This is a genomic window from Roseomonas nitratireducens (assembly GCF_017813355.1).
Classification (GTDB): Bacteria; Pseudomonadota; Alphaproteobacteria; order Acetobacterales; family Acetobacteraceae; genus Neoroseomonas; species Neoroseomonas nitratireducens.
Genome location: NZ_JAGIYZ010000017.1, coordinates 69,020 through 88,047 on the forward strand (window position 1 = coordinate 69,020; position 19,028 = coordinate 88,047).

At 71.6% G+C, this 19,028-nt stretch carries 14 protein-coding genes; 10 read left to right on the top strand and 4 right to left on the bottom strand.

The annotated features are described in order from the left end of the window. The first annotated feature begins 90 nt into the window (after positions 1 to 90). From eno to J5Y09_RS17055, 4 genes are all read left to right on the top strand, one after another. The gene (gene eno, locus J5Y09_RS17040; RefSeq protein WP_209353020.1) at positions 91 to 1,377 is read left to right on the top strand and encodes a phosphopyruvate hydratase; all 1,287 of its coding nucleotides are present in this window, start codon (positions 91 to 93) and stop codon (positions 1,375 to 1,377) included. A gap of 232 nt (positions 1,378 to 1,609) precedes the next feature. Further along, on the top strand, positions 1,610 to 2,548 hold the full coding sequence (locus J5Y09_RS17045) for a 2-hydroxyacid dehydrogenase (RefSeq protein ID WP_209353021.1): 939 nt from the start codon (positions 1,610 to 1,612) through the stop codon (positions 2,546 to 2,548). Next, positions 2,545 to 3,885 carry an MATE family efflux transporter gene (locus J5Y09_RS17050; RefSeq protein ID WP_209353022.1) on the top strand — a complete coding sequence of 447 codons (1,341 nt, stop codon included), beginning with the start codon at positions 2,545 to 2,547 and terminating at the stop codon, positions 3,883 to 3,885. Before J5Y09_RS17045 ends, J5Y09_RS17050 begins: the two co-directional genes overlap by 4 nt. Before the next feature lie 431 nt (positions 3,886 to 4,316). Continuing rightward, positions 4,317 to 7,772, top strand: a complete 3,456-nt coding sequence (locus J5Y09_RS17055; RefSeq protein WP_209353023.1) for a peroxidase family protein — start codon at positions 4,317 to 4,319, stop codon at positions 7,770 to 7,772. 18 nt (positions 7,773 to 7,790) lie between these two features. On the opposite strand, the gene J5Y09_RS17060 is transcribed toward J5Y09_RS17055, so the two are convergent. After that, positions 7,791 to 8,957, bottom strand: coding sequence for a trans-sulfuration enzyme family protein (locus J5Y09_RS17060; protein ID WP_209353024.1), 1,167 nt, complete (start codon positions 8,955 to 8,957; stop codon positions 7,791 to 7,793). A 336-nt stretch (positions 8,958 to 9,293) separates the two neighbouring features. On the opposite strand from J5Y09_RS17060, the gene J5Y09_RS17065 reads away from it, so the two are divergent. Together J5Y09_RS17065 and J5Y09_RS17070 are read left to right on the top strand one after the other, a co-directional pair. Beyond that, positions 9,294 to 10,424 (top strand): hypothetical protein, encoded by a 1,131-nt coding sequence (locus tag J5Y09_RS17065; RefSeq protein ID WP_209353025.1) that lies wholly within the window; start codon positions 9,294 to 9,296, stop codon positions 10,422 to 10,424. Continuing rightward, positions 10,421 to 11,638 carry a hypothetical protein gene (locus J5Y09_RS17070; RefSeq protein ID WP_209353026.1) on the top strand — a complete coding sequence of 406 codons (1,218 nt, stop codon included), beginning with the start codon at positions 10,421 to 10,423 and terminating at the stop codon, positions 11,636 to 11,638. The genes J5Y09_RS17065 and J5Y09_RS17070 overlap by 4 nt, the downstream gene beginning before the upstream one ends. 109 nt (positions 11,639 to 11,747) lie before the next feature. Here the strand turns inward: J5Y09_RS17070 and J5Y09_RS17075 are convergent, their stop codons facing one another. Continuing rightward, positions 11,748 to 12,983 carry an ABC transporter substrate-binding protein gene (locus J5Y09_RS17075; RefSeq protein ID WP_209353027.1) on the bottom strand — a complete coding sequence of 412 codons (1,236 nt, stop codon included), beginning with the start codon at positions 12,981 to 12,983 and terminating at the stop codon, positions 11,748 to 11,750. A gap of 155 nt (positions 12,984 to 13,138) precedes the next feature. Between J5Y09_RS17075 and J5Y09_RS17080 the strand changes: the two genes are divergently transcribed. Next, the gene (locus J5Y09_RS17080; RefSeq protein ID WP_209353028.1) at positions 13,139 to 14,593 is read left to right on the top strand and encodes an N-acyl-D-amino-acid deacylase family protein; all 1,455 of its coding nucleotides are present in this window, start codon (positions 13,139 to 13,141) and stop codon (positions 14,591 to 14,593) included. Positions 14,594 to 14,659: 66 nt separating this feature from the next. On the opposite strand, the gene J5Y09_RS17085 is transcribed toward J5Y09_RS17080, so the two are convergent. Continuing rightward, the gene (locus J5Y09_RS17085; protein WP_209353029.1) at positions 14,660 to 15,127 is read right to left on the bottom strand and encodes a RidA family protein; all 468 of its coding nucleotides are present in this window, start codon (positions 15,125 to 15,127) and stop codon (positions 14,660 to 14,662) included. A gap of 95 nt (positions 15,128 to 15,222) precedes the next feature. Here J5Y09_RS17085 and J5Y09_RS17090 point away from each other — a divergent pair, with 95 nt between their 5' ends. Both J5Y09_RS17090 and J5Y09_RS17095 read left to right on the top strand, forming a co-directional pair. Further along, complete coding sequence (locus J5Y09_RS17090; protein WP_209353030.1) at positions 15,223 to 15,810, top strand: LysE family translocator; 588 nt, start codon at positions 15,223 to 15,225, stop codon at positions 15,808 to 15,810. Between the two features lie 53 nt (positions 15,811 to 15,863). Further along, positions 15,864 to 16,487, top strand: coding sequence for a dioxygenase family protein (locus tag J5Y09_RS17095; RefSeq protein WP_209353031.1), 624 nt, complete (start codon positions 15,864 to 15,866; stop codon positions 16,485 to 16,487). A gap of 7 nt (positions 16,488 to 16,494) precedes the next feature. Here J5Y09_RS17095 and J5Y09_RS17100 read toward each other — a convergent pair whose 3' ends face one another. Then, the gene (locus tag J5Y09_RS17100) at positions 16,495 to 16,725 is read right to left on the bottom strand and encodes a hypothetical protein (RefSeq protein WP_209353032.1); all 231 of its coding nucleotides are present in this window, start codon (positions 16,723 to 16,725) and stop codon (positions 16,495 to 16,497) included. A gap of 259 nt (positions 16,726 to 16,984) precedes the next feature. Between J5Y09_RS17100 and J5Y09_RS17105 the strand changes: the two genes are divergently transcribed. Further along, a complete protein-coding gene (locus J5Y09_RS17105; protein ID WP_209353033.1) occupies positions 16,985 to 19,021 on the top strand; it encodes a hypothetical protein in 2,037 nt (678 codons plus the stop codon). Positions 19,022 to 19,028 lie beyond the last annotated feature (7 nt).

A 19,028-nucleotide genomic window follows, 5' to 3' on the forward strand; every position in this document is an offset into this window, starting at 1 on the left:
GATGCAGTTCACACATCCGACAGCCCGGCCACGTGGACGCGCCCGGGCCGCTCGGCTACCTGCTGCCCCCAGGGGAAACGGACCTTCCGCATGGCCAAGAGCACCATCACAAGCATCCTCGGCCGCCGCGTCTGGGACAGCCGAGGTCGGCCGACCGTCGAGGCGGAGGTGCGACTCGAAGGCGGCGCGCGCGGGATCGCCCTCGCCCCCGCGGGTGCGAGCACCGGCAGCGGGGAGGCGCTGGACCGCCGCGATGGCGGCACCGCGTTCGGCGGCTATGACGTGAAGGGCGCCGTCGCCGCGGTGACGGAGGAGATCGCGCCCGCGCTGCTCGGCTTCGACGCGGCCGACCAGGCGGGGCTCGATGCGCGGCTGATCGCGCTCGACGGCACGCCGAACAAGACGCGGCTCGGCGCCAACGCGACGCTCGCCGTCTCCATGGCGGCCGCGCATGCCGCGGCACAGGCGGCGGGCGCGCCGCTGTGGCGGCATCTCGGCGGCGAGGCCGCGACGCTGATGCCCCTGCCGCAGATCCAGATCCTGGGCGGCGGCGCCCATGCCGGGCGGCGGATCGACATCCAGGATTTCCTCGTGATCTGCCCCGAGGCGACCTCCTTCGCCGAGGCGCTCGACTGGACCGCCGAGATCTACCGCGCGGCCGGCGCCATCATGAAGGAACGCGGGCTGCTGCAGGGCGTCGCCGACGAGGGCGGCTGGTGGCCGGCCTTCGACGCGAACGAGCAGGCGCTGGAAACCCTGGTGCGCGCGATCGAGCGCGCCGGCTTCGCGCCGGGCCGGCAGGTCGCGATCGCGCTGGACATCGCGGCGACGGATTTCGGCAAGGGCGGGCGCTACCGGCTCGGCCTCGAAGGGCGGGAACTGGATACGGACGGCATGATCCGCATGCTGCTCGGCTGGCTCGCGGCCTATCCCATCGCCTCCATCGAGGACCCGCTCGCCGAGGACGACCACGAGGGCTTCGCCGCCTTCACGCGGGAGGTCGGCGCGCGGATGCAGGTGGTGGGCGACGACTACCTGGTGACCGACGCGGCGCGCATCCGCGCGGCCGCGGCCGCCGGCGCGGCGAACACCGTGCTCATCAAGCCCAACCAGCGCGGCACGCTGACCGAGACGAAGGCCGCCTGGGACGCGGCGCGGGAGGTTGGCTACGCCGGCATCGTCTCCGCCCGCTCCGGCGAGACGGAGGACGTCACCATCGTCCACCTCGCGCTCGGCTGGGGCGTGGGGCAACTCAAGGTCGGCTCCTTCGCGCGGTCGGAACGCATGGCGAAGTGGAACGAGGCGCTGCGGATCGAGGAAGCCCTCGGCGCACGCGCGCGGTTCGCGGGCAGGGCGGTGCTGGGGCGGTCGCGGTGAGGGTCTGCGTTTACCGGAGAGGGGCTTTGCCCCTCCCCGCACCCCACCCCACCAGAGGCCTAAGGGCCTCTGGACACCAGCACTCGATCGGGGATTGGGGGGAGGGGCACGGCGCGACGGTCGCATGCGTGATGCCCCTCCCCCCAATCACCGATGAATCAATTGGTTTCCAAAGGCCTTTCGGCCTTTGGCGGGGAGGTCCGGAGGGGCAGAGCCCCTCTGGTCGCACGCCATGAACATCCTCCTCCACTACGCCGCCGGCCCCGGCCTCGCCGCGCGGCTCGGCGCCCTGCCCGGCCTGTCGCTCACGGTCGTCCCCGAGGCGGATGACCGAGCCTTCCGTGCCGCCCTGCCTGGCGCCGAGGTGATCTGGCATGTGCTGCGCCCGCTGAGTGCCGCCGACATCGCCGCCGCGCCGCGGCTGCGGCTGATCCAGAAGATCGGCGTCGGGGTGAACACGATCGACCTCGACGCCGCGCGGGCCCGTGGCATCGCGGTGTGCAACCTGCCGGGGACGAATTCGCGCGCGGTCGCGGAGCTGACCCTGTTGCTGATGCTGGGCGCGCTGCGCCGCGTCGCGCACATGGATGCCGAGACGCGCGCCGGCCGCGGCTGGTCGCAGCCGCCCGCGCTGCAGGATGGCCTGTTCGAACTCGGCGGGCGGACGGTCGGGCTCGTCGGCTATGGCGCCGTGCCGGCGCTGCTCGCCCCCGTGCTGGCGGCGATGGGCTGCACGCTGCTCTACACCGCGCGCGCGCCGAAGCCCGAGGCGGAGGGCCATTTCCGCGACCTCGACGCGCTGCTCGCGGAAAGCGACGTCGTCTCCCTGCACATCCCGGAAACCCCCGAGACGCGCGGCCTGATCGACGCCCGCGCCATCGCGCGCATGAAGCGCGGCGCGGTGCTGGTGAACACCGCGCGCGGGGGCCTGGTGGACCAGGCGGCGCTCACGGCGGCGCTGCGGTCGGGGCATCTCGCCGCCGCGGGGCTCGACGTCTTCGCGCAGGAGCCGGCCGATCCGGGCGACCCGCTCTTCGCGCTGCCCAATGTGGTGGTCACGCCGCACATCGCCTGGCTGACGACGGGCACCTTCGACCGCTCCTTCGCGATCGCCGCCGAGAATGTGCGGCGCCTTGCCGCCGGCGAGCCGCTGCTGCACCGGGTCGCGTGAGCGGCCCGGCGACGACCGGCGAGATCGCGCGGCTCGCCACGCCGACCATCCTCGTCACCTTCGTTCAGGCCGTGGCGCAGACGGCGGAAGCCGCGCTGATCGGGCGGCTGGGGACCGACGCGCTGGCGGGCTACGCGCTGGTGCTGCCGCTGCTGATGCTGATGCAGATGACATCCGGCGGCGCGATGGGCGGCGGGGTGACGGCGGCGGTGGCGCGCGCGCTGGGCGCGGGGCGGATCGAGGATGCGCGGGCGCTGATCCGCCACGCGGTCGCGATCGCGCTCGGCATGGGGTTGCTGACGAGCGTGCTGGCGCTGGGACTCGGCCCGCTGCTGTTCCGCAGCGTGGGCGGGGACGGCGCGGCGGCGATCGCGCATGCGATGACCTATGCCGGGATCGTCTTCGGCGGCGCGGTGCTGGTGTGGCTGTCGAACATCCTCGGCGCGGCGCTGCGCGGGGCGGGCAAGATGCGCCTGCCGGCGATGGTGATGACCGCGGCCTGGATCATCGAGGCGCCGCTGTCGGGCGTGCTGATGCTGGGGCTCGGCTGGGGGCTCGCCGGCGCAGCGATCGCCTACCTGGTCGCCTTCGCGCTGTCGGCGGCGACGATGGCGGCGATCATCGCGCGCGGCGGCGCCGGCTTCCGGCCCACCTGGGTCGGGCCGCTGCGGGTCGAGCCCTTCCGGCGCATCCTCGCGGTCGGCGGCATCGCGACGGTGATGGCGACGATCGCGAACCTGACCGTCGTGCTGATGACGGCGCTGGTCGCGCGCCACGGCACGGCCGCCATCGCGGCCTATGGCGTGGGCGTGCGGTTGGAATTCCTGATGATCCCGCTGGGATTCGGGATCGGCGTCGCGCTCACCTCGCTGGTCGGGCGGCGCGTCGGCGCGGGGGATTGGGCGGCCGCTCGGGCGACGGCCTGGCGGGGCGGGATCCTGTCGGGCGCGCTGTGCGGGGCGATCGGCGTGCTGGCGGCCGTCTTTCCCGGGCCGCTCGCATCGGTCTTCGCGAGCGACCCGGCGGTGCGGGACGCGCTGGTGGTCTTCCTGCGCTGGGTGGGGCCGTCCTTCGGGCCGTTCGGGCTTGGCATGGCGCTGTACTTCGCCTGCCAGGGGGCGGGCCGCATGCGCTGGCCGTTCGCGGCGTCGGTGGCGCGGCTCGGCTTCGCGGTGGGTGGCGGGTGGCTCCTGGCGCGCTGGTCGGATGCCGGGTTGGCTGGGGCATTTGCCGCGATCGCGCTGGGGCTTATGGCCTATGGGGTGATCATCGCGGCGTCGGTGCGGCCGGGTGTGTGGCGGGAAACCGCCGCTGCCGCATGGACTAAAATTAATTAATAATTTGGGCATCTCACCCGATTACGCATTCGTGACGCCTGATACTCGCAAGTCTTTGAAAAAGCGATGCTAAGCGTCGCCGCATGCAAATGCATCTGTCTGCCGCGTGCGGCGCGCAATTCAGGGTTGCAGTGCTGCAACTCGCAATTGGTTGATGCGCATCAACCGGCGAAGTCACTTTCTGAATCAAGGCTGGTGACTTTTCGCATCCACTTCTCAGCCGAAAACAGATTTGTCGTTCAGACGGGAGCCGAATATGGCAAGCGACAATGATGTTCAAGAAGAGCGATACTGAACTGTAGAGCGGATTCGAATTCTTCGGTCTCGGATCCGATCTTTTCCTTGTTGTTACTGAGTCCTCCGAAACATGGACATCCTGACGAGCCTGTCATGGCGCGGCGGGTGGCATTGACCCTTGAGGAATCACCCCGATGACGTCCTTTCCGCTCACCATCCGCGACCTCACCGCCCTCAAGGCCCTCGTCGCGGGCCAACCGTTCGACGAGAGCGTCACAGGGGTCCGGACGCTCAGCGGCATCGGCAACAATCTCGAGGAACCGACCAGCGGCGCCGCGGATGAGGAGTTCATCCGCATCACCGATGCGCGCTACGGCGCCGCCGAATATGCCGCCGCCCCCGACCCCGTGACGGGGCAGCCGGTGAAGGTGAACCTCGCGGTCAACCCGATCTTCCAAGGCCTCGACCCGCGCACCATCAGCAACGTCATCGGCACGCAGGAAGCGGACCTGCCGAAGCAGGCCGACGGGGCGAGCATCTTCTTCATGGCCTTCGGCCAGTATGTCGACCACGGGCTCGACTTCATCGCCAAGGGCGGCAGCGGCACCATCCAGATCGGCGCGCCCGGCACCGGCTTCGGTCCCGGCTCGACGAACCCGGCCGACCTGACGCGCGCGACGGTCGTCGGCTTCGACGCCAACGGCGTGCCGCTGCACACCAACAAGACCTCGAACTTCATCGACCAGAACCAGGCCTACGGCTCCAACGAGCTGGTGGGCATCTTCCTGCGCGAGCCGGACGGCCAGGGCGGCGTGACCGCCCGCCTCGCCTTCGGCGCGCCGGATCCCTCGAACCCCGATTTCGACCTGCTGCCGACGCTGCGCGAACTGATCCACGCGCATTGGGACAACGACACCGACTTCGGCGCCAAAACGTTCCGCGAGGCCTATCCGGGCCTCGTCGTCGACGGCGTCATCACGACCTCCATGGTCGAGGGCCTGTTCAAGAACTTCCTGGGCACCGGCCAGCCGCTGCTGCTCGACCTCAACCCCTTCATCAGCCCGCTCGACCACATCGTCGCCGGCGACGGGCGCGTGAACGAGAACATCACCCTCACCTCGATCCACACCATCTGGGCGCGCAACCACAACTTCCACGTCGAGAACCTGGTGGACCAGGGCTTCAAGGGCACGGCCGAGGAGGTCTTCCAGGCCGCCAAGATCATCAACGAGGCCGAGTACCAGCGCGTCGTCTACACCGAATACGCCGATGCGCTGCTGGGCGGCATGCGCGGCAGCGGCTCCCACGGCCATGACGAGTACAACCCGGACGCGACCGCCGCGATCTCCCACGAATTCGCCGCCGCCGCCTTCCGCTTCGGCCACTCCCTCGTCACCGAGACCATCACCGTGATCGGCGCGAACGGGCAGCCCGAGCAGGTCCGCCTGTTCGACGCCTTCCTCAACCCGACCAACCAGGGCGAGTTCCTGCTCTCGCAGCAGCAGATGACGGCGATGGGCTACGTGCCGCAGAAGGGCTACGCGGAATACGGCGCGGCCCCCATCATCGCCGGCATCGTCACCCAGCCGGCCGAGGAAGTGGACGCCAACATCGTCGGCGCCATCCGCAACGACCTGGTGCGCATCAGCGCCGACCTGTTCTCCTTCAACGTCGCGCGCGGCCGCGATGTCGGCCTGGGCACCATGAACCAGGTGCGCAAGTCGCTCGCCGAATCGACCGACCCCTATGTGCGGGAAGCGGTCAGCTTCGCCGGCGACATGTCCGCCTACACGTCCTGGGAGGATTTCCAGGCGCGCAACGGGCTGAGCGACGCGGTCATCCAGCAGTTCCGCACCGCCTATCCCGACCTCGTGCTGAAGACGCAGCAGGAAATCGACGCCTTCCGCCTGATCAACCCCGACATCGAGCTGGTCGACGGCACCACGGTGAAGGGCATCGACCGGGTCGATCTCTGGGTCGGCGGCCTGACCGAGAAGCAGATCAATGGCGGCATGGTCGGCCAGACCTTCTGGGTCATCCTGCACGAGCAGTTCGATCGCCTGCAGGAAGCCGACCGCTTCTACTACCTCGATCGCGTCGACAATTTCGACTTCTACGAGAACCTGGTCGACGGATCCCAGGAAGGCTTCGCGACCATCGTCGCGCGCAACACCGGCCTCGTCGGCCTGCCGGAGGACCTCTTCCTCGTCGACCCGCCGGACAACCGCGCACCGAGCCTCGCCGCGCCGCTCGCGGACCAGCTGGCGACGGCCGGCGGCGCGCTGGCCTTCACCATCCCGGCCGATGCCTTCCGTGACCGCGATGCGCTCGACGCGCTCGCCTACACGGCGCGGCTGGCCGATGGCGGGCCCCTGCCCTCCTGGCTCACCTTCAACCCGACGAGCCGGGCCTTCGGCGGGACCGTGCCGCTCGACTTCATCGGGGCGCTCTCAATCCTCGTCACCGTCACCGACAAGGGCAAGGAAAGCGCGTCCGACGTCTTCACCCTGACGGTCTCGACCACCCGCAACCTGGTCGATGGCGGCGCGGGCAACGACCTGCGCATCGGCACGGGCGGCGCCGATCTGCTGCGCGGCTTCGCCGGTGCGGACACGCTCCGCGGCGGCAATGGCGACGATGTCGCGAGCGGCGGGGACGGCAATGACAGCCTGCTCGGCGAGAGCGGCTCGGACACGCTGCTCGGCGGCGCGGGGAACGACCTGCTGAACGGCGCGGCCGGCCTCGACTCCCTCGATGGCGGCGCGGGGGCGGACACGCTGCTCGGCGCCGCGGGCAACGACGTGCTGCTCGGCGATGCCGGCAACGACAGCCTGAACGGCGGCACCGAGGACGACGTCCTGAAGGGCGGCGCCGGCAACGACACGCTCATCGGCAGCCTCGGCAACGACTGGCTGGAAGGCGGCGAAGGTGCCGACAGCCTGCTCGGCGGTGACGGCAACGATACGCTGCTCGGCGGCGTGGGCGACGACGTCCTGCGCGGCGATGACGGCAACGACCTGATGCTCGGCGGCACGGGCAACGACGTGCTGAACGCCGGCAACGGCGCCGACACGCTGGACGGGGAGGACGGCAACGACATCCTCCTCGGCTTCGCCGGCAACGACCTCCTGAAAGGCGGCGCCGGCGCGGACAGCCTGAACGGCGGCACCGAGGCCGACACGCTCGAAGGCGGCACGGGCGCCGACACGCTTGTCGGCGGCACCGGCAACGACACGCTCGCCGGCGGTGCGGACAACGACCGGCTGCAGGGCGATGCCGGCACGGACACGCTGGCCGGCGGCGCGGGCAACGACACGCTGACCGGCGGCGCCGACGCCGATTGGTTCATCTTCGCCCTGCCGACGGATGGGGAAGACCGAATCGCCGACTTCTCCGTCAGCGGCGGGGACATCATCGCCGTGTCGAGGTCCGGCTTCGGCCTTGCGCTCGACGCCCTGGTGGCCGACCTCTTCGTCGCGAACGCCAACGGCATCGCGAACGGGAACGGCTTCGGCCAGTTCGTCTATGCGACAAACTCGGGCCGGTTCTCCTGGGACGATGACGGCGATGGCGGCAACGGCGCGGTCCTGATCGCGATCCTCACAGGCCGGCCCTCCATCACGGCCGACGACATCGCACTCATCGGCTGACGGCGGCGGGGCGGATGCTCAGGCATTCGCCCCGCGCAACGCCCGGTCGAGATCCGCGAACAGGTCCTCTGTCGCCTCGATCCCGGTGGACAGGCGCAGCAGGTCCGGCGGGCAGGGCGATCCCGCGCCCTCGATCGAGGCGCGGTGCTCGATCAGGCTCTCGACGCCGCCGAGCGACGTCGCGCGCTTCCACAACTCGACGCGCGCGGCGGCGGCGATCGCCGCCCCCTCCCCGCCCTTCACGCGCAGGCTCAGCATCCCGCCGAAGCCGCCCTTCATCTGCCGCGCGGCGACCGCGTGGCCGGGGCTGCCGGGCAGTCCGGGATAGAGCACCTCCTCCACCGCCGGATGCGCGGCGAAGCGTTCGGCCAGCGCCAGCGCCGAGGCCGAGGCCGCGCGCACCCGCAGCCCCAGGGTGCGCATGCCACGGATCAGCAGGAAGGCCTCGAGCGGCCCCAGCACCTGGCCGAGCGTGGCGCGGTTGCGGCGGATGCGCTCCCACAGCGCATCCTCCCGCGCCGTCGCCAGCGCGCCGGCCACCACGTCCGAATGCCCGTTCAGGTACTTGGTCGCGGCATGCATGACGATGTCCGCGCCATGTTCGATCGGCCGCGTCAGCATAGGGGAGGCGCAGGTCGAATCGACCGCCAGCGCGGCGCCCGCCGCATGCGCGATCCCGGCCGCCCCGGCGAGGTCGGTGATGGACCAGAGCGGATTCGCCGGCGTCTCGACCCAGACGAGCTTGGTCTCGCCGGGCCGCATCGCCGCGCGCAGTGCGTCGAGGTCGGTGGTGTCCACCAGTTCGACCCGCAGCCCCCAGCGCGTCGCCTCGGTCATCAGCCAGTTGCGCAGCGACCAGTACATCACGCGTGGCGCCACCACATGGTCGCCGGGCGACAGGGCAAGGAAGACCGCCGTCGCGGCCGACATGCCGGACCCCAGCACGATCGCCGCGGCCGCGCCTTCCAGCGCGGCGACGATCGCCTCGGCTTCCCGCACCGTGGCGTTGTCGGGCCGGCCGTAGACGAAGCCGCTGCGATACTGGTTGTCCGGATCGCGGATGTAGGTGGTGGCGAGGTGGATCGGCGGGACGATGGCACGCGTCGCCTCGTCGATGTGCCCGAGCGCCTGTGCGGCGAGCGTGTCCGGGGCCCAGCGGCGGGCGGGGGGCGTCTCGATGCTCATCGGCGGGCTCCTGCTGGGCGGACATGGACGGCGTGGCGGCGAGGCCGGGCGGCGGACCGGTCGCCGCGCCTCCCGCCATGCCTCTTCGGCCGTCTTGTCGTGGAGCGCGGCCAGGGGCGCAACTGGCCGCGAGCGTCTTGGCCGGCCGCCGCCGGCAGGCCCGCCGCGGCGATGCATCCGCGGCGTTCGGGCGCGTCGCCCTGGTGCGGGACACAGCAGAATACCGCGCGCCTTATATTCGAAGCATCGCGATTACATGAACAAGACATAACATGATCGAAACTTCTCTCACGAAAATCAGATGTTTTTTACCTTGCTGGGCGAACCTCAGCATCGATGAACGAGATCAGCCGCGACGCGCTCGACCGCTATGGGACCGGGGCCTACCAGCCCGCGACCTTCCTCGAACGCGGCGTGGCCGTGCCCTTCACCACCCCCTTCCTGCTCGGCGCGCGGATCCGCCCGACCGAATCGCGCGCGGGGCTGGAGGTGGTGATCGCCAACCCCTCCGGCGGGCGCGGCCACTACATCGTTCCCTGGGCGGCGCTGCCGGAAGTCTGTTCCCCCACTTTGCACGACCGCCGGCTGTGGAAGCGGCTGTCGGACGAACCCGCCGTGACGCCCGCCCTGGTGCGGGAAGTCGCGCGCGCGATCGCCGCCGAGGGCCTCGCCGGCCGGGAAGCGGCCGCGGCCGCGGCGAAGGCGAAGGGGGAGGACGGCGCGGCGCGCATGCGCGCCAACTTCATGCTGCTGCTCGACCTGATCCGCCGCACCGAGACGCGGGAGGAAGCGACGGTCCCCCCGCAGCTCGACAAGCCCGACCGGATCGAGGTCCGCGCCCGGCGCGCCGTCGCGCGCATCGCCCCGCGCCTGGGCGCCACGCCCGAGATCATCGCCGCCTGGCTCGAAGGCATCGCCACCGCCATCGCCGGCCTCGGCGTGCCGGGCGACCCGATTCCGGCGCGCACGCGCGTCACGGTCGCGACGATCGAGGCCGTGATCGGCGAGATCGAGCTGTGGATCGCGCGCAACCCGGATCCGGGCGACCAGCAGGCCGCCGCGCTCGTGACCGACGCCGCCAAGATGAGCCTCCAGGTGGCCCGCGCCGCGATCAAGGAGCTGGACGGGTCGATCACCGACACCGTCTCCCTGCTCGGCATCTGGAAGCAGGATCCTTCGGGCTTCAGCCGCCGCGCCACGCGCCCGGACTGGATGCTGGACGGCTGGCACATCATCGCCGAGCTCTGGCGCGACGCCGACCCCGAGGCGCGCCGCGGCGTGCTGTGGGAGATGGCGCTGCTGGCCCCCGTCCTGCCGCGCGAGGTCGAGGACTGGGTCGGCATGCAGGAGGATTGGGACCGGCCGCTGCGGCTGCGCCGCCTGGTGCGCGCGAACGAGGATTGGCGCAGCGGCCGCACCTTCGAGGTCGTGGCCCGCAATGAACGCCTGAGGGCGCGCGCCGCATGAGCGCGGCCGCGAGCGACGTCGGCGCGCCGCTGTCGGCCGAGGCGCGCTCGCTCCGCCACGCCGTGGCGAATGCATCCGACGGCGCGCTCGCGCGCGTCGTCGCCATGTTCGACAGCCTGCCCGACAGGCGGGAGGCCGACCGGCTGCTCGATGCCGTGCGCCCGCGCCTGCGCGCGCTGCGCCCGCCGCGGCCGATCGCCATGCCCCGCCTGCTGTTCCTGCCGCTCGACGGCGCCATCCGCCATCCGCGCGAATGGCGCCGGCAGGATGGCGGCCTGCCGCGGTCCGCGCTGCTCGTGATCGCGGATGCGGTGCGCGCGGCGGCACCCGAGGAATGCGTGGCGATCGAGGCGTCCTTCGCCGGCCGGAGCTTCGCCGACCTTCAATCCGTCGCCGGCGCGGGCCGCGCGCTGTGGCGGCTCGCCGCACGGGTGGCCGACGGGCTCGCGGCGCCCCCGGCCTGGGGCACGACGGGCCTCTCGGCCGAGGACTTCAAGGCCTGCATCGCGCTTGCCGGCGGGGTCTGGCGGCATGCGGACGCGCTCTGGGCGGCGCTCGCCGTCGCGCGCGAAGGGCCGCCGGAACCGCTGGTGCGCGAGCTCTTCAACGGGCTCGCCCCCGAGACGCCGCAGGTCAAGCAGGCGGCGCTCGAGACGCTGCTGCTCAAGGCCGCGCAGCCGGGCACGGTCGCGGCCATCGCCGGCCCCTCCGCGCCGGGCATCGCCGACCGCGCGCTCGACCGCTGGCTGGAAGGCTGCACGCCGGAGGTGAGCGGCGCCGACCTGTCCGCCGCGGCCGAGGTGGTGGAGGAATTCCTCGAGACCCTGGTGGACCTCGAGGAAAGCTCGCCCGGCCGGCGGGCCGACCGGCGCCAGAAGCTGTCTTCCCTGCGGCGGGAGGTCGACCTCGCCTGCCGCAACGCCTTCAACGAGGCGGCGACGACGAAGCTGCTCGGGCCGCTCCTCGCCGCCAAGGGGCCGCCCGACAATCGCGCCATCGCCGAGATGGAGGCGGCGGCGCGGAACCTGCGGCGGCTCGAACAGGCCGGCCGCCAGCTCGGCGGCGGCGGCGCCTACGATGCGACGCTCAGCCGCGTCATCGGCCAGTTCGGGACGTTGTGCGGCGCGGGCGGCGCGAGCCTCGCCGACCTCGCGCGCCTGACCGAGATCCTCGCCGGGCCGGAAGCGGCGATGCGGCTGCTGGACGGCGGGTGAAGCACTATCCGATCACACTGAATCAGTGTGATCGGATCTCGTGCTTCAGGTTCAATGGCTCCCAGAGCAAGAAATCGGATCGGCCGTTCACGGCCAATCGGATATTGCTCTAGCCCCGCACCAGCGGGCAGCCGCCGTCGGCGATCGGGCGGAAGGCTTCCTCCGCCGGCACCGTCGCGCGGAGCTTGTAGAAGTCCCACGGGCCGCGGCTTTCCTCCGGCGCCTTCACCTCGAACAGGTAGGCGGGGTGGATCTTGCGGTTGTCCTCGCGGATCCGGCCCGGGCCGAAGGCGTCGTCGTCGGCCGGCATGCGCTTCATCACCTCGATCACCGACATGCCCGACTGCTTGGCGCGCGCGACGCCGACCTCGGCCACCGCCTTGAGGTAGTGGATGCAGCAGGAATAGGTGCCGGCGTGCTCCTGGTTGGGCATGTTGTCCGGCGTGCGGCGCAGGATCCGCTGCGCCAGCGCGCGCGTGCGGTCATTGAGGTCGTGGTAGTAGACCTCGCTCATCACCATGCCCTGCGCGGCTTCCAGGCCGATGCCGCGGATGTCCTGCACGAACATGATCATCCCGGCCAGCTGCTGGCCGCGCCGCGTCAGGCCGAATTCGCGCGCCTGCTTGACGCAGTTCACCATGTCCCCCGCCGCCATCGCGAGGCCCACCACCTTCGCGCGGCTCGCCTGCGCCTGCAGCAGGAAGGAGGAGAAGTCGGTCGTGCCCGGGAAGGGATAGCGCGCCGAGCCCATCACCCGGCCGCCCGCGCGCTGCACGAAGCCCGCCGTGTCGCGTTCAAGCTGGTGCCCGAAGGCGTAGTCGGCGGTGATGAAGTACCAGGAATCGCCGCCCGAGCGGACCGTCGCCCCGCCCACCACATTGGCGAACATCCAGGTGTCATAGGTCCAGTGGATGGTGTGCGTGCTGCATTGCGCGCCGGTCAGCGCCGAGGTCGCGGCCCCCGAGGCCAGCTGGATGCGGTCCTTCTCCCGCACCAGGTTGGCCACGGCGAGCGCGATCGCCGAATTGTTCACCTCGCACATCATGTCGACGCCGTCCTGGTCGATCCAGCGGCGGGCGAGCGCGAGCGCGGCATCGGGACGATTCTGGTGGTCGCCCTGCAGCACCTCCACCCGGATGCCGCGCTGCGCGAGGCCGAGATCCTCCACGGCCTGCTGCGCCGCGGCGAGGCTCGTCGGCCCCGAGGTGGAACGGTAGGGACCCGAGAAATCGGCGAGCACGCCGATGCGGATCACCTGGTCCTGCGCGCGGGCGCGGGGCGGCGCGATCAGCGTGGCGCCGGCGGCGCCCGCGGCGCCGAGCGCCTGGCGGCGGGTGATGGTCATGGCGTTTCTCTCCCTTGGCGCGGGCGTCTCGGCCCGCATGGCGCGTCATGCTGGCCGGGTCCGGCGGGGCTCCGCAAGGGCGGGGTGGGTTCCGCGCGGCGCGCGGCCGGTCCATCATCGCCCCGTCACACCATCCAATTCCGGGACGGACGCCCATGGCCCTGCGCTGCGACCTCATCATCCGCGACGCCACCATCTTCGACGGCACAGGCGGGCCGCGTCGGCGCGGCGACGTGGGCGTCACGGGCGACCGGATCGTCGCGGTGGGCGACCTCGGCGCCGCGAGCGCCGACCGGGAGGTCATCGCCAATGGCCGCGCGCTCGCCCCCGGCTTCATCGACGCGCACACCCATGACGACCGCGCCGTGATGTGCGGGCCCGAATGCATGACCTGCAAGATCAGCCAGGGCGTGACCACGGTGGTGGTGGGCAATTGCGGCGTGTCGCTCTCCCCCGCCCGCTTCACCAAGCGCCCGCCGCCGCCGCTCGACCTGATCGGCGAGGATGGCTGGTGGCGCTTCGACAGCTTCGGCGATTACGCGCATGAACTGAAGAAGCGCGGGTCGGAGGTGAACACCTACGCCCTGGTCGGCCACCAGACGATGCGCGTGGATGCCATGGACGGCGACGTGATGCGCGTGGCGAAGGATTCCGAGATCGAGCAGATGCGCCTGCGGGTGAAGAACTCGCTGGCCGAGGGTGCCTCCGGCTTCTCGACCGGCCTGTATTACCCGCCCAACATGCACGCGACGACCGAGGAGGTCATCGCGGTCGCCGAGCCCCTGCGCGCCTTCGGCGGCATCTACGTCACGCACATGCGCGATGAGGCGGACCGCGTGCTAGCCTCGATCGAGGAGACGGCGAAGATCGGCAAGCGTGTGGGAGTCCCCGTCTGGGTCAGCCACCACAAATGCTCGATGCCGGAGAACTACGGCCGCTCGACGCAGACCCTCGCGCTGCTCGACGCCTACAACCAGACGCAGGACGTCTTCTTCGACATGTACCCCTACCCGGCGGGGTCCACCGTGCTGATGCCCGACCGGCTGCGCGACGACGTAAAGGTGATGATCACCTGGTCGATCCCGCATCCGGAGATGGCGGGGAAGTACCTGTCGGACATCGCGCGCGGCTGGAACACCGACATCCGCATGGCCGCCGAGCGCCTGCTGCCGGCCGGCCAGGTCACCTGGCAGATGGATGAGGAGGATGTGCGGCGGATCATGGCGCACCCGTCCTCGGTCATCGGCTCGGACGGCATCCCGCACGACGCGCATCCGCATCCGAGGCTGTGGGGGACCTTCCCGCGCGTGCTCGGCCTGTACGCGCGCGAGCTGCGCCTGTTCAGCATGGAGACCGCCATCCACAAGATGACGGGGCGCACGGCGAACCTGTTCGGCATGATCGACCGCGGGGAGATCCGCGAAGGGGCCTATGCCGACCTGGTGCTGTTCGACGCCGACACGGTGATCGACCGCGCGACCTTCGAGGAGCCGAAGCAGGCCTCGGCGGGCATCGAGGAAGTCTGGGCGAACGGCGTGCCGACCTACGTGGCCGGCAAGGGGGCGACGGGAGAAAAGCCGGGGCGGCTGGTGACGCGCAATCGCGTCTGAAGCACCGGCGGGGGCGCCGCCCCCGCCACCCCCGCCGAGGGCCGAAAGGCCCTCGGAACCCAATACTCAGTCGAGGATGCGGAAGATCGCCTCGATCTCGACGGGGATGCGGCCCGGCAGGGAACCCATGCCGACGGCCGAGCGCGCGTGCCGGCCATTCTCGCCAAGCACGGCGACGAACAGGTCCGAGCAGCCATTGATGACCTTCGGGTGATCCTCGAAATCGGGATCGGCATTCACCATCCCGAGCACCTTCACGGCCTTCAGCCGACGCAGGCCGCCCACGGCCTCGGCGGCGGTGGCGAGAAGGTTCAGCCCGACCGCGCGCGCCGCGGCATAGCCGGCCTCGATGCCGACCTCGCTCGGCACCTTGCCGCGCAGCGCGACACCCTCATGCCCCCGCGGCCCCTGGCCGGAGGTGTAGAGGAAGCCGCCCTCGATCCGATAAGGAACATAGGTGCCGAGCGGCTTCGGCACCGGCGGCAGGGCCAGGCCGAGCGCGGCAAGCCGCTGTTCGGGGGTTTCGGTCGACATGGTGTCCTCCTGGGTTCGTCGCGCCATGCGACACGCGCATGCGCGGTCCGGCAAGAGCGCGCATCCATGTCAGTATTACTGCCTAATATCGCGCCATGGAAACGCTGCTGCCGCTGCTGGGCTTCGCCATCGCCATGTCGGTGACACCGGGGCCGAACGTGCTGATGGTCGCCGCCGGCGCGGCCAATGCGGGCGTGCGCGCGACGGTGCCCCACATGATTGGCATCGCGATCGGCTTCGGGGCGATGCTGCTGATCGTCGGGCTCGGCCTGGCCGCGCCGTTCGCCGCCGCGCCCTGGCTGCACGCAGCGCTGAAATGGGGCGGTGCCGCTTGGCTGCTGGTGCTGGCCTGGAAGATCGCCCGTGCCGGCGCGCCCGGCGCAGGGCCGCCCCGCGCGCCGCTCGGCTTCATCGGCGCGGCGCTGTTCCAGTGGGTGAACCCGAAGGCGTGGATGATCGCGCTCGCCGCCATTCCCACCTTCACCACACCCGACGGCGACATGCTGCGCCAGTCGCTGACCATCGCCGGCGCCTTCGCCCTGGTGGGCTTTCCCTGCACGCTGGTCTGGGCGCTGCTCGGCGCCGGCGCGTCGCGCCTGCTGCGCACCGACCGTGCGCTGCGCGGCTTCAACATCGCCATGGCGGTGCTGCTCGTGGCCTCGCTGCTGCCGGCCTTCCTGTAGGACGGTCGCACTTCGCAACACCGCGATACGGGGCCGCGTGGCAGAAGGCGCGCATGATCATCGCACGCCGCCCGCTGGTCCTCGCCGCCTCCACCCTGCTGCTTGCCGCGCCTGCGCTCGCGCAGGGGCGCGTCGCCACGCCGCCGCAGACGCGCGGGCCCTTCTATCCGCCGACCTTCCCCGAGGATTCCGACGCCGACCTGGTGCGCGTGCGCGGCGCGCAGGCGGATGCGATGGGCACCGTCGCGCATCTGCGCGGCCATGTCCGCCGCCTGTCCGGAGATCCGGTCCCGGGCGCGATCGTGGAAATCTGGCAATGCGACGCGCAGGGCATCTACCGCCACCCCCGCGCGCCGCGCACATCCGCCTTCGACGGGAATTTCCAGGGCTATGGCCGCGTGGCAACCGATGCGCGCGGGGCCTTCGCCTTCCGCACGCTGCGCCCCGCGCCCTATCCCGGGCGCACGCCGCATATCCATGTGCAGGTGACGCCGCGCGACGGCGCGGGACTGGTCACGCAGCTCTACGTGGCGGGCGAACCGCTCAACGCGCGCGACGGCATCCTGAACGCGATCCGCGACCCGGCGGCGCGTGCGGCGGTGACGATCCCCTTCGTCCCCGCCGACCGCATCGAGCCGGGCGCGCTGTTGGCCGAGGCAGAGATCCTGCTCGGCTGACGCCCCGTCAGTGGGACGCGTCGGTCCGCGGCACGATGGCCAGCACGCCGACGACGGCGCCGAGCAGGCGCACGGCGAAGGCGTCGCCCGCCTCATGCGCCTCGGCGAGCGCGCGTTCCACGGCGGCCTGGGCATAACGCACCGGGTCGGTCATCCCGGTCGGGACGGCGATATGCGCGCGGCCCGCATCGGTCGCGACGGCGACGCCGTCCATGTTGTCCGTCAAAGCCTCCGGCATCTTGCAATCCCCCATACGTTGCTGGAGCCGAGTTTCTTATAAACCCAGAGTGGAACTCCGTTAACAACAATTCTCACACCCATGTGAGCATGTCCACGGTGCAACGAATTATCCTGTGGGTTATGACTGCTTTTTAATGTGAGTCACCTTGACGCTGAACGTAACGAATGACTCAGACCGAGTCCCCCTGCCCCATATCCGTCCCTGGACCGCCCGGGCGCCCCTTCCTACCTTTCCCGACCTTCCAGGGAGACCGCCCATGCGCCGCCTCACCCTCGCCTTCTGCCTCGCGGCCTCCACGGCCCTCGCGACCGAACTGCCGGTCCGCAGCGTCACCCTCTCCTCCGCCGGCCTCGCCCAGATCGAGCGCGCGGGCGAGGTCCCGCCCGAGGGCAGCGTCGTCTTCCGCGCGCCCACCGAGGATGTGGACGACCTGCTGCGCAGCCTGATCGTCGTCGACACGGCGGGCACCGTCGAAGGGCTGCGCCTGCCGGCCAGCGACCTGGCCGGGGAAGCCTTCCGCGGCCTGCCGCTGCGCCCGGACGACTTCACCTCCCGCGAGCGCCTGCTCGCCGCGCTGCGAGGCCAGGAGGCCGAGGCCGGCGGCGCTCGCGGCCGCATCGCCGACGCGTCGGAGACGACGAACGGGCTGCGCCTGTCCCTCGTGACCCCGCGCGGCATCGTCACCGTCCTGCTGCGGGAGGGCGACGAGGTGAAGCTGACGGATGAGGCCCTCGCCGCCCGCGTCGCCCGCGCGGCGGAGGCGCTGGCCGCCGCCCGCAGCGAGGACGAGCGCCGTATCGAGATCCGCCTGCGCGCCGACCGCGCCCGCCAGGTCGCGGTGCTGTATGTCGCCGGCGCGCCGCTGTGGAAGCCGTCCTACCGGCTGCTCGTCCCGCCGCTGACCGCGACCGGCGGCGCCGCGCAGGCCCGGCTGCAGGGCTGGGCGGTGGTGGAGAACGCCTCGGGCAGCGACTGGGACGCGATCCGCCTCGCCCTCGTCTCGGGCGAGGCCGCCGCCTTCCGCCAGCGCATCTATGAACCGATCACCGTGCCGCGCCCGGAACTGCCCGTGCGCGTCGCCGGCGCCGTCCAGGTAAGGCCCGACACGGGCGGCCGGCCCACGCCCCCGCCGCCGCCATCACCCATGCCCGCGCCGCTCGCGATGTCGCGCGAAATGGCGTCGGCCCCGCAGGCCGCCCGCGCCCGCGCGCCGGATGCCCCGGTCGGCGGCGCCATCGCCGGTACCTCCCCGCCCGCCGCGGCGGCGACGGCGGAAGCCTCGGCCGGGCGCGTCGCCTTCGTGCTCGCCGAGCCCGTCACCATCCGCACCGGCGAAACCGCGAACGTGCCCTTCCTCGATGTCCGCCTGCCGGCGGAGCGCGTCTGGTGGATCCAGGATCTCGCGGCGCGGCACCCGCTGTCCGCAGTGCGCATCCGCAACGCCTCCAGCCACACGCTCCCGGACGGGCTCGCTACCGTCTATGGCGCGGAAGGGCCGGAGGCCGGCGTCTTCCTCGGCGATGCGGAGATCCGCGCCATGCCGGCGGGCGATGGCCGCATCCTCGCCTTCGCCCGCGACCGGGACGTGCAATACACCCAGGCCGGCAGCAGCACCGAACGCGTCACGCGCATCGGCCTGCGCCGCGGCTATGTGATGCTCGACGTGCTGCGCAGCGAGGAGACGGCGCTGAACGTCGACCCGCGCGGCGCGCGCGGCCTGCTGGTGGTGGACGTCCCCCGCCGTGCCGGCGCGCAGCACCGCTTCACCACGGTGTCCGAAGGCGATTTCGGCCTGCGGCACGAGGTGATGCTGGAAGGCGCCCAGGTCACGCTGCGCCTGCCCTTCGAGCGCACCATGCGCCAGGAGGTGCCGCTGTGGGACCAGGGCCTGGGCGAGCCCGTGCTGCTGCGCTGGCAGCAATTCGACATCGAGCAGAACCTGCGCCGCCTGCCCGGCGGGCCCGGCACGCTGGAACGGCTGCAGGAGATCCTGGGCCGCGTCGCCGCCGACACGCCGGGCCGCGACGACCTTGCCGGCGTCGTGCAGGCGATGACGGAGCTGCGCCGCCTGCTGGACGAGGCGCGGCTGCGCGCCCGCGCCTATCGCACCGCCGACCAGGCGCTGCAGCGCGCCCGCCAGGCCGCCGAGGACCGCACCGGGCCCGAGCAGCAGGAAGCGCGGCGCCGCCTGAACACGGCGAGCCGCGATGCGGAACAGGCCGGCACCGCCGCGGACCAGGCATGGGAAGCCTGGCAGCGGGCGGTGATCGCGCTTCTCCAGCGCGGCGCCTGACCGGGCC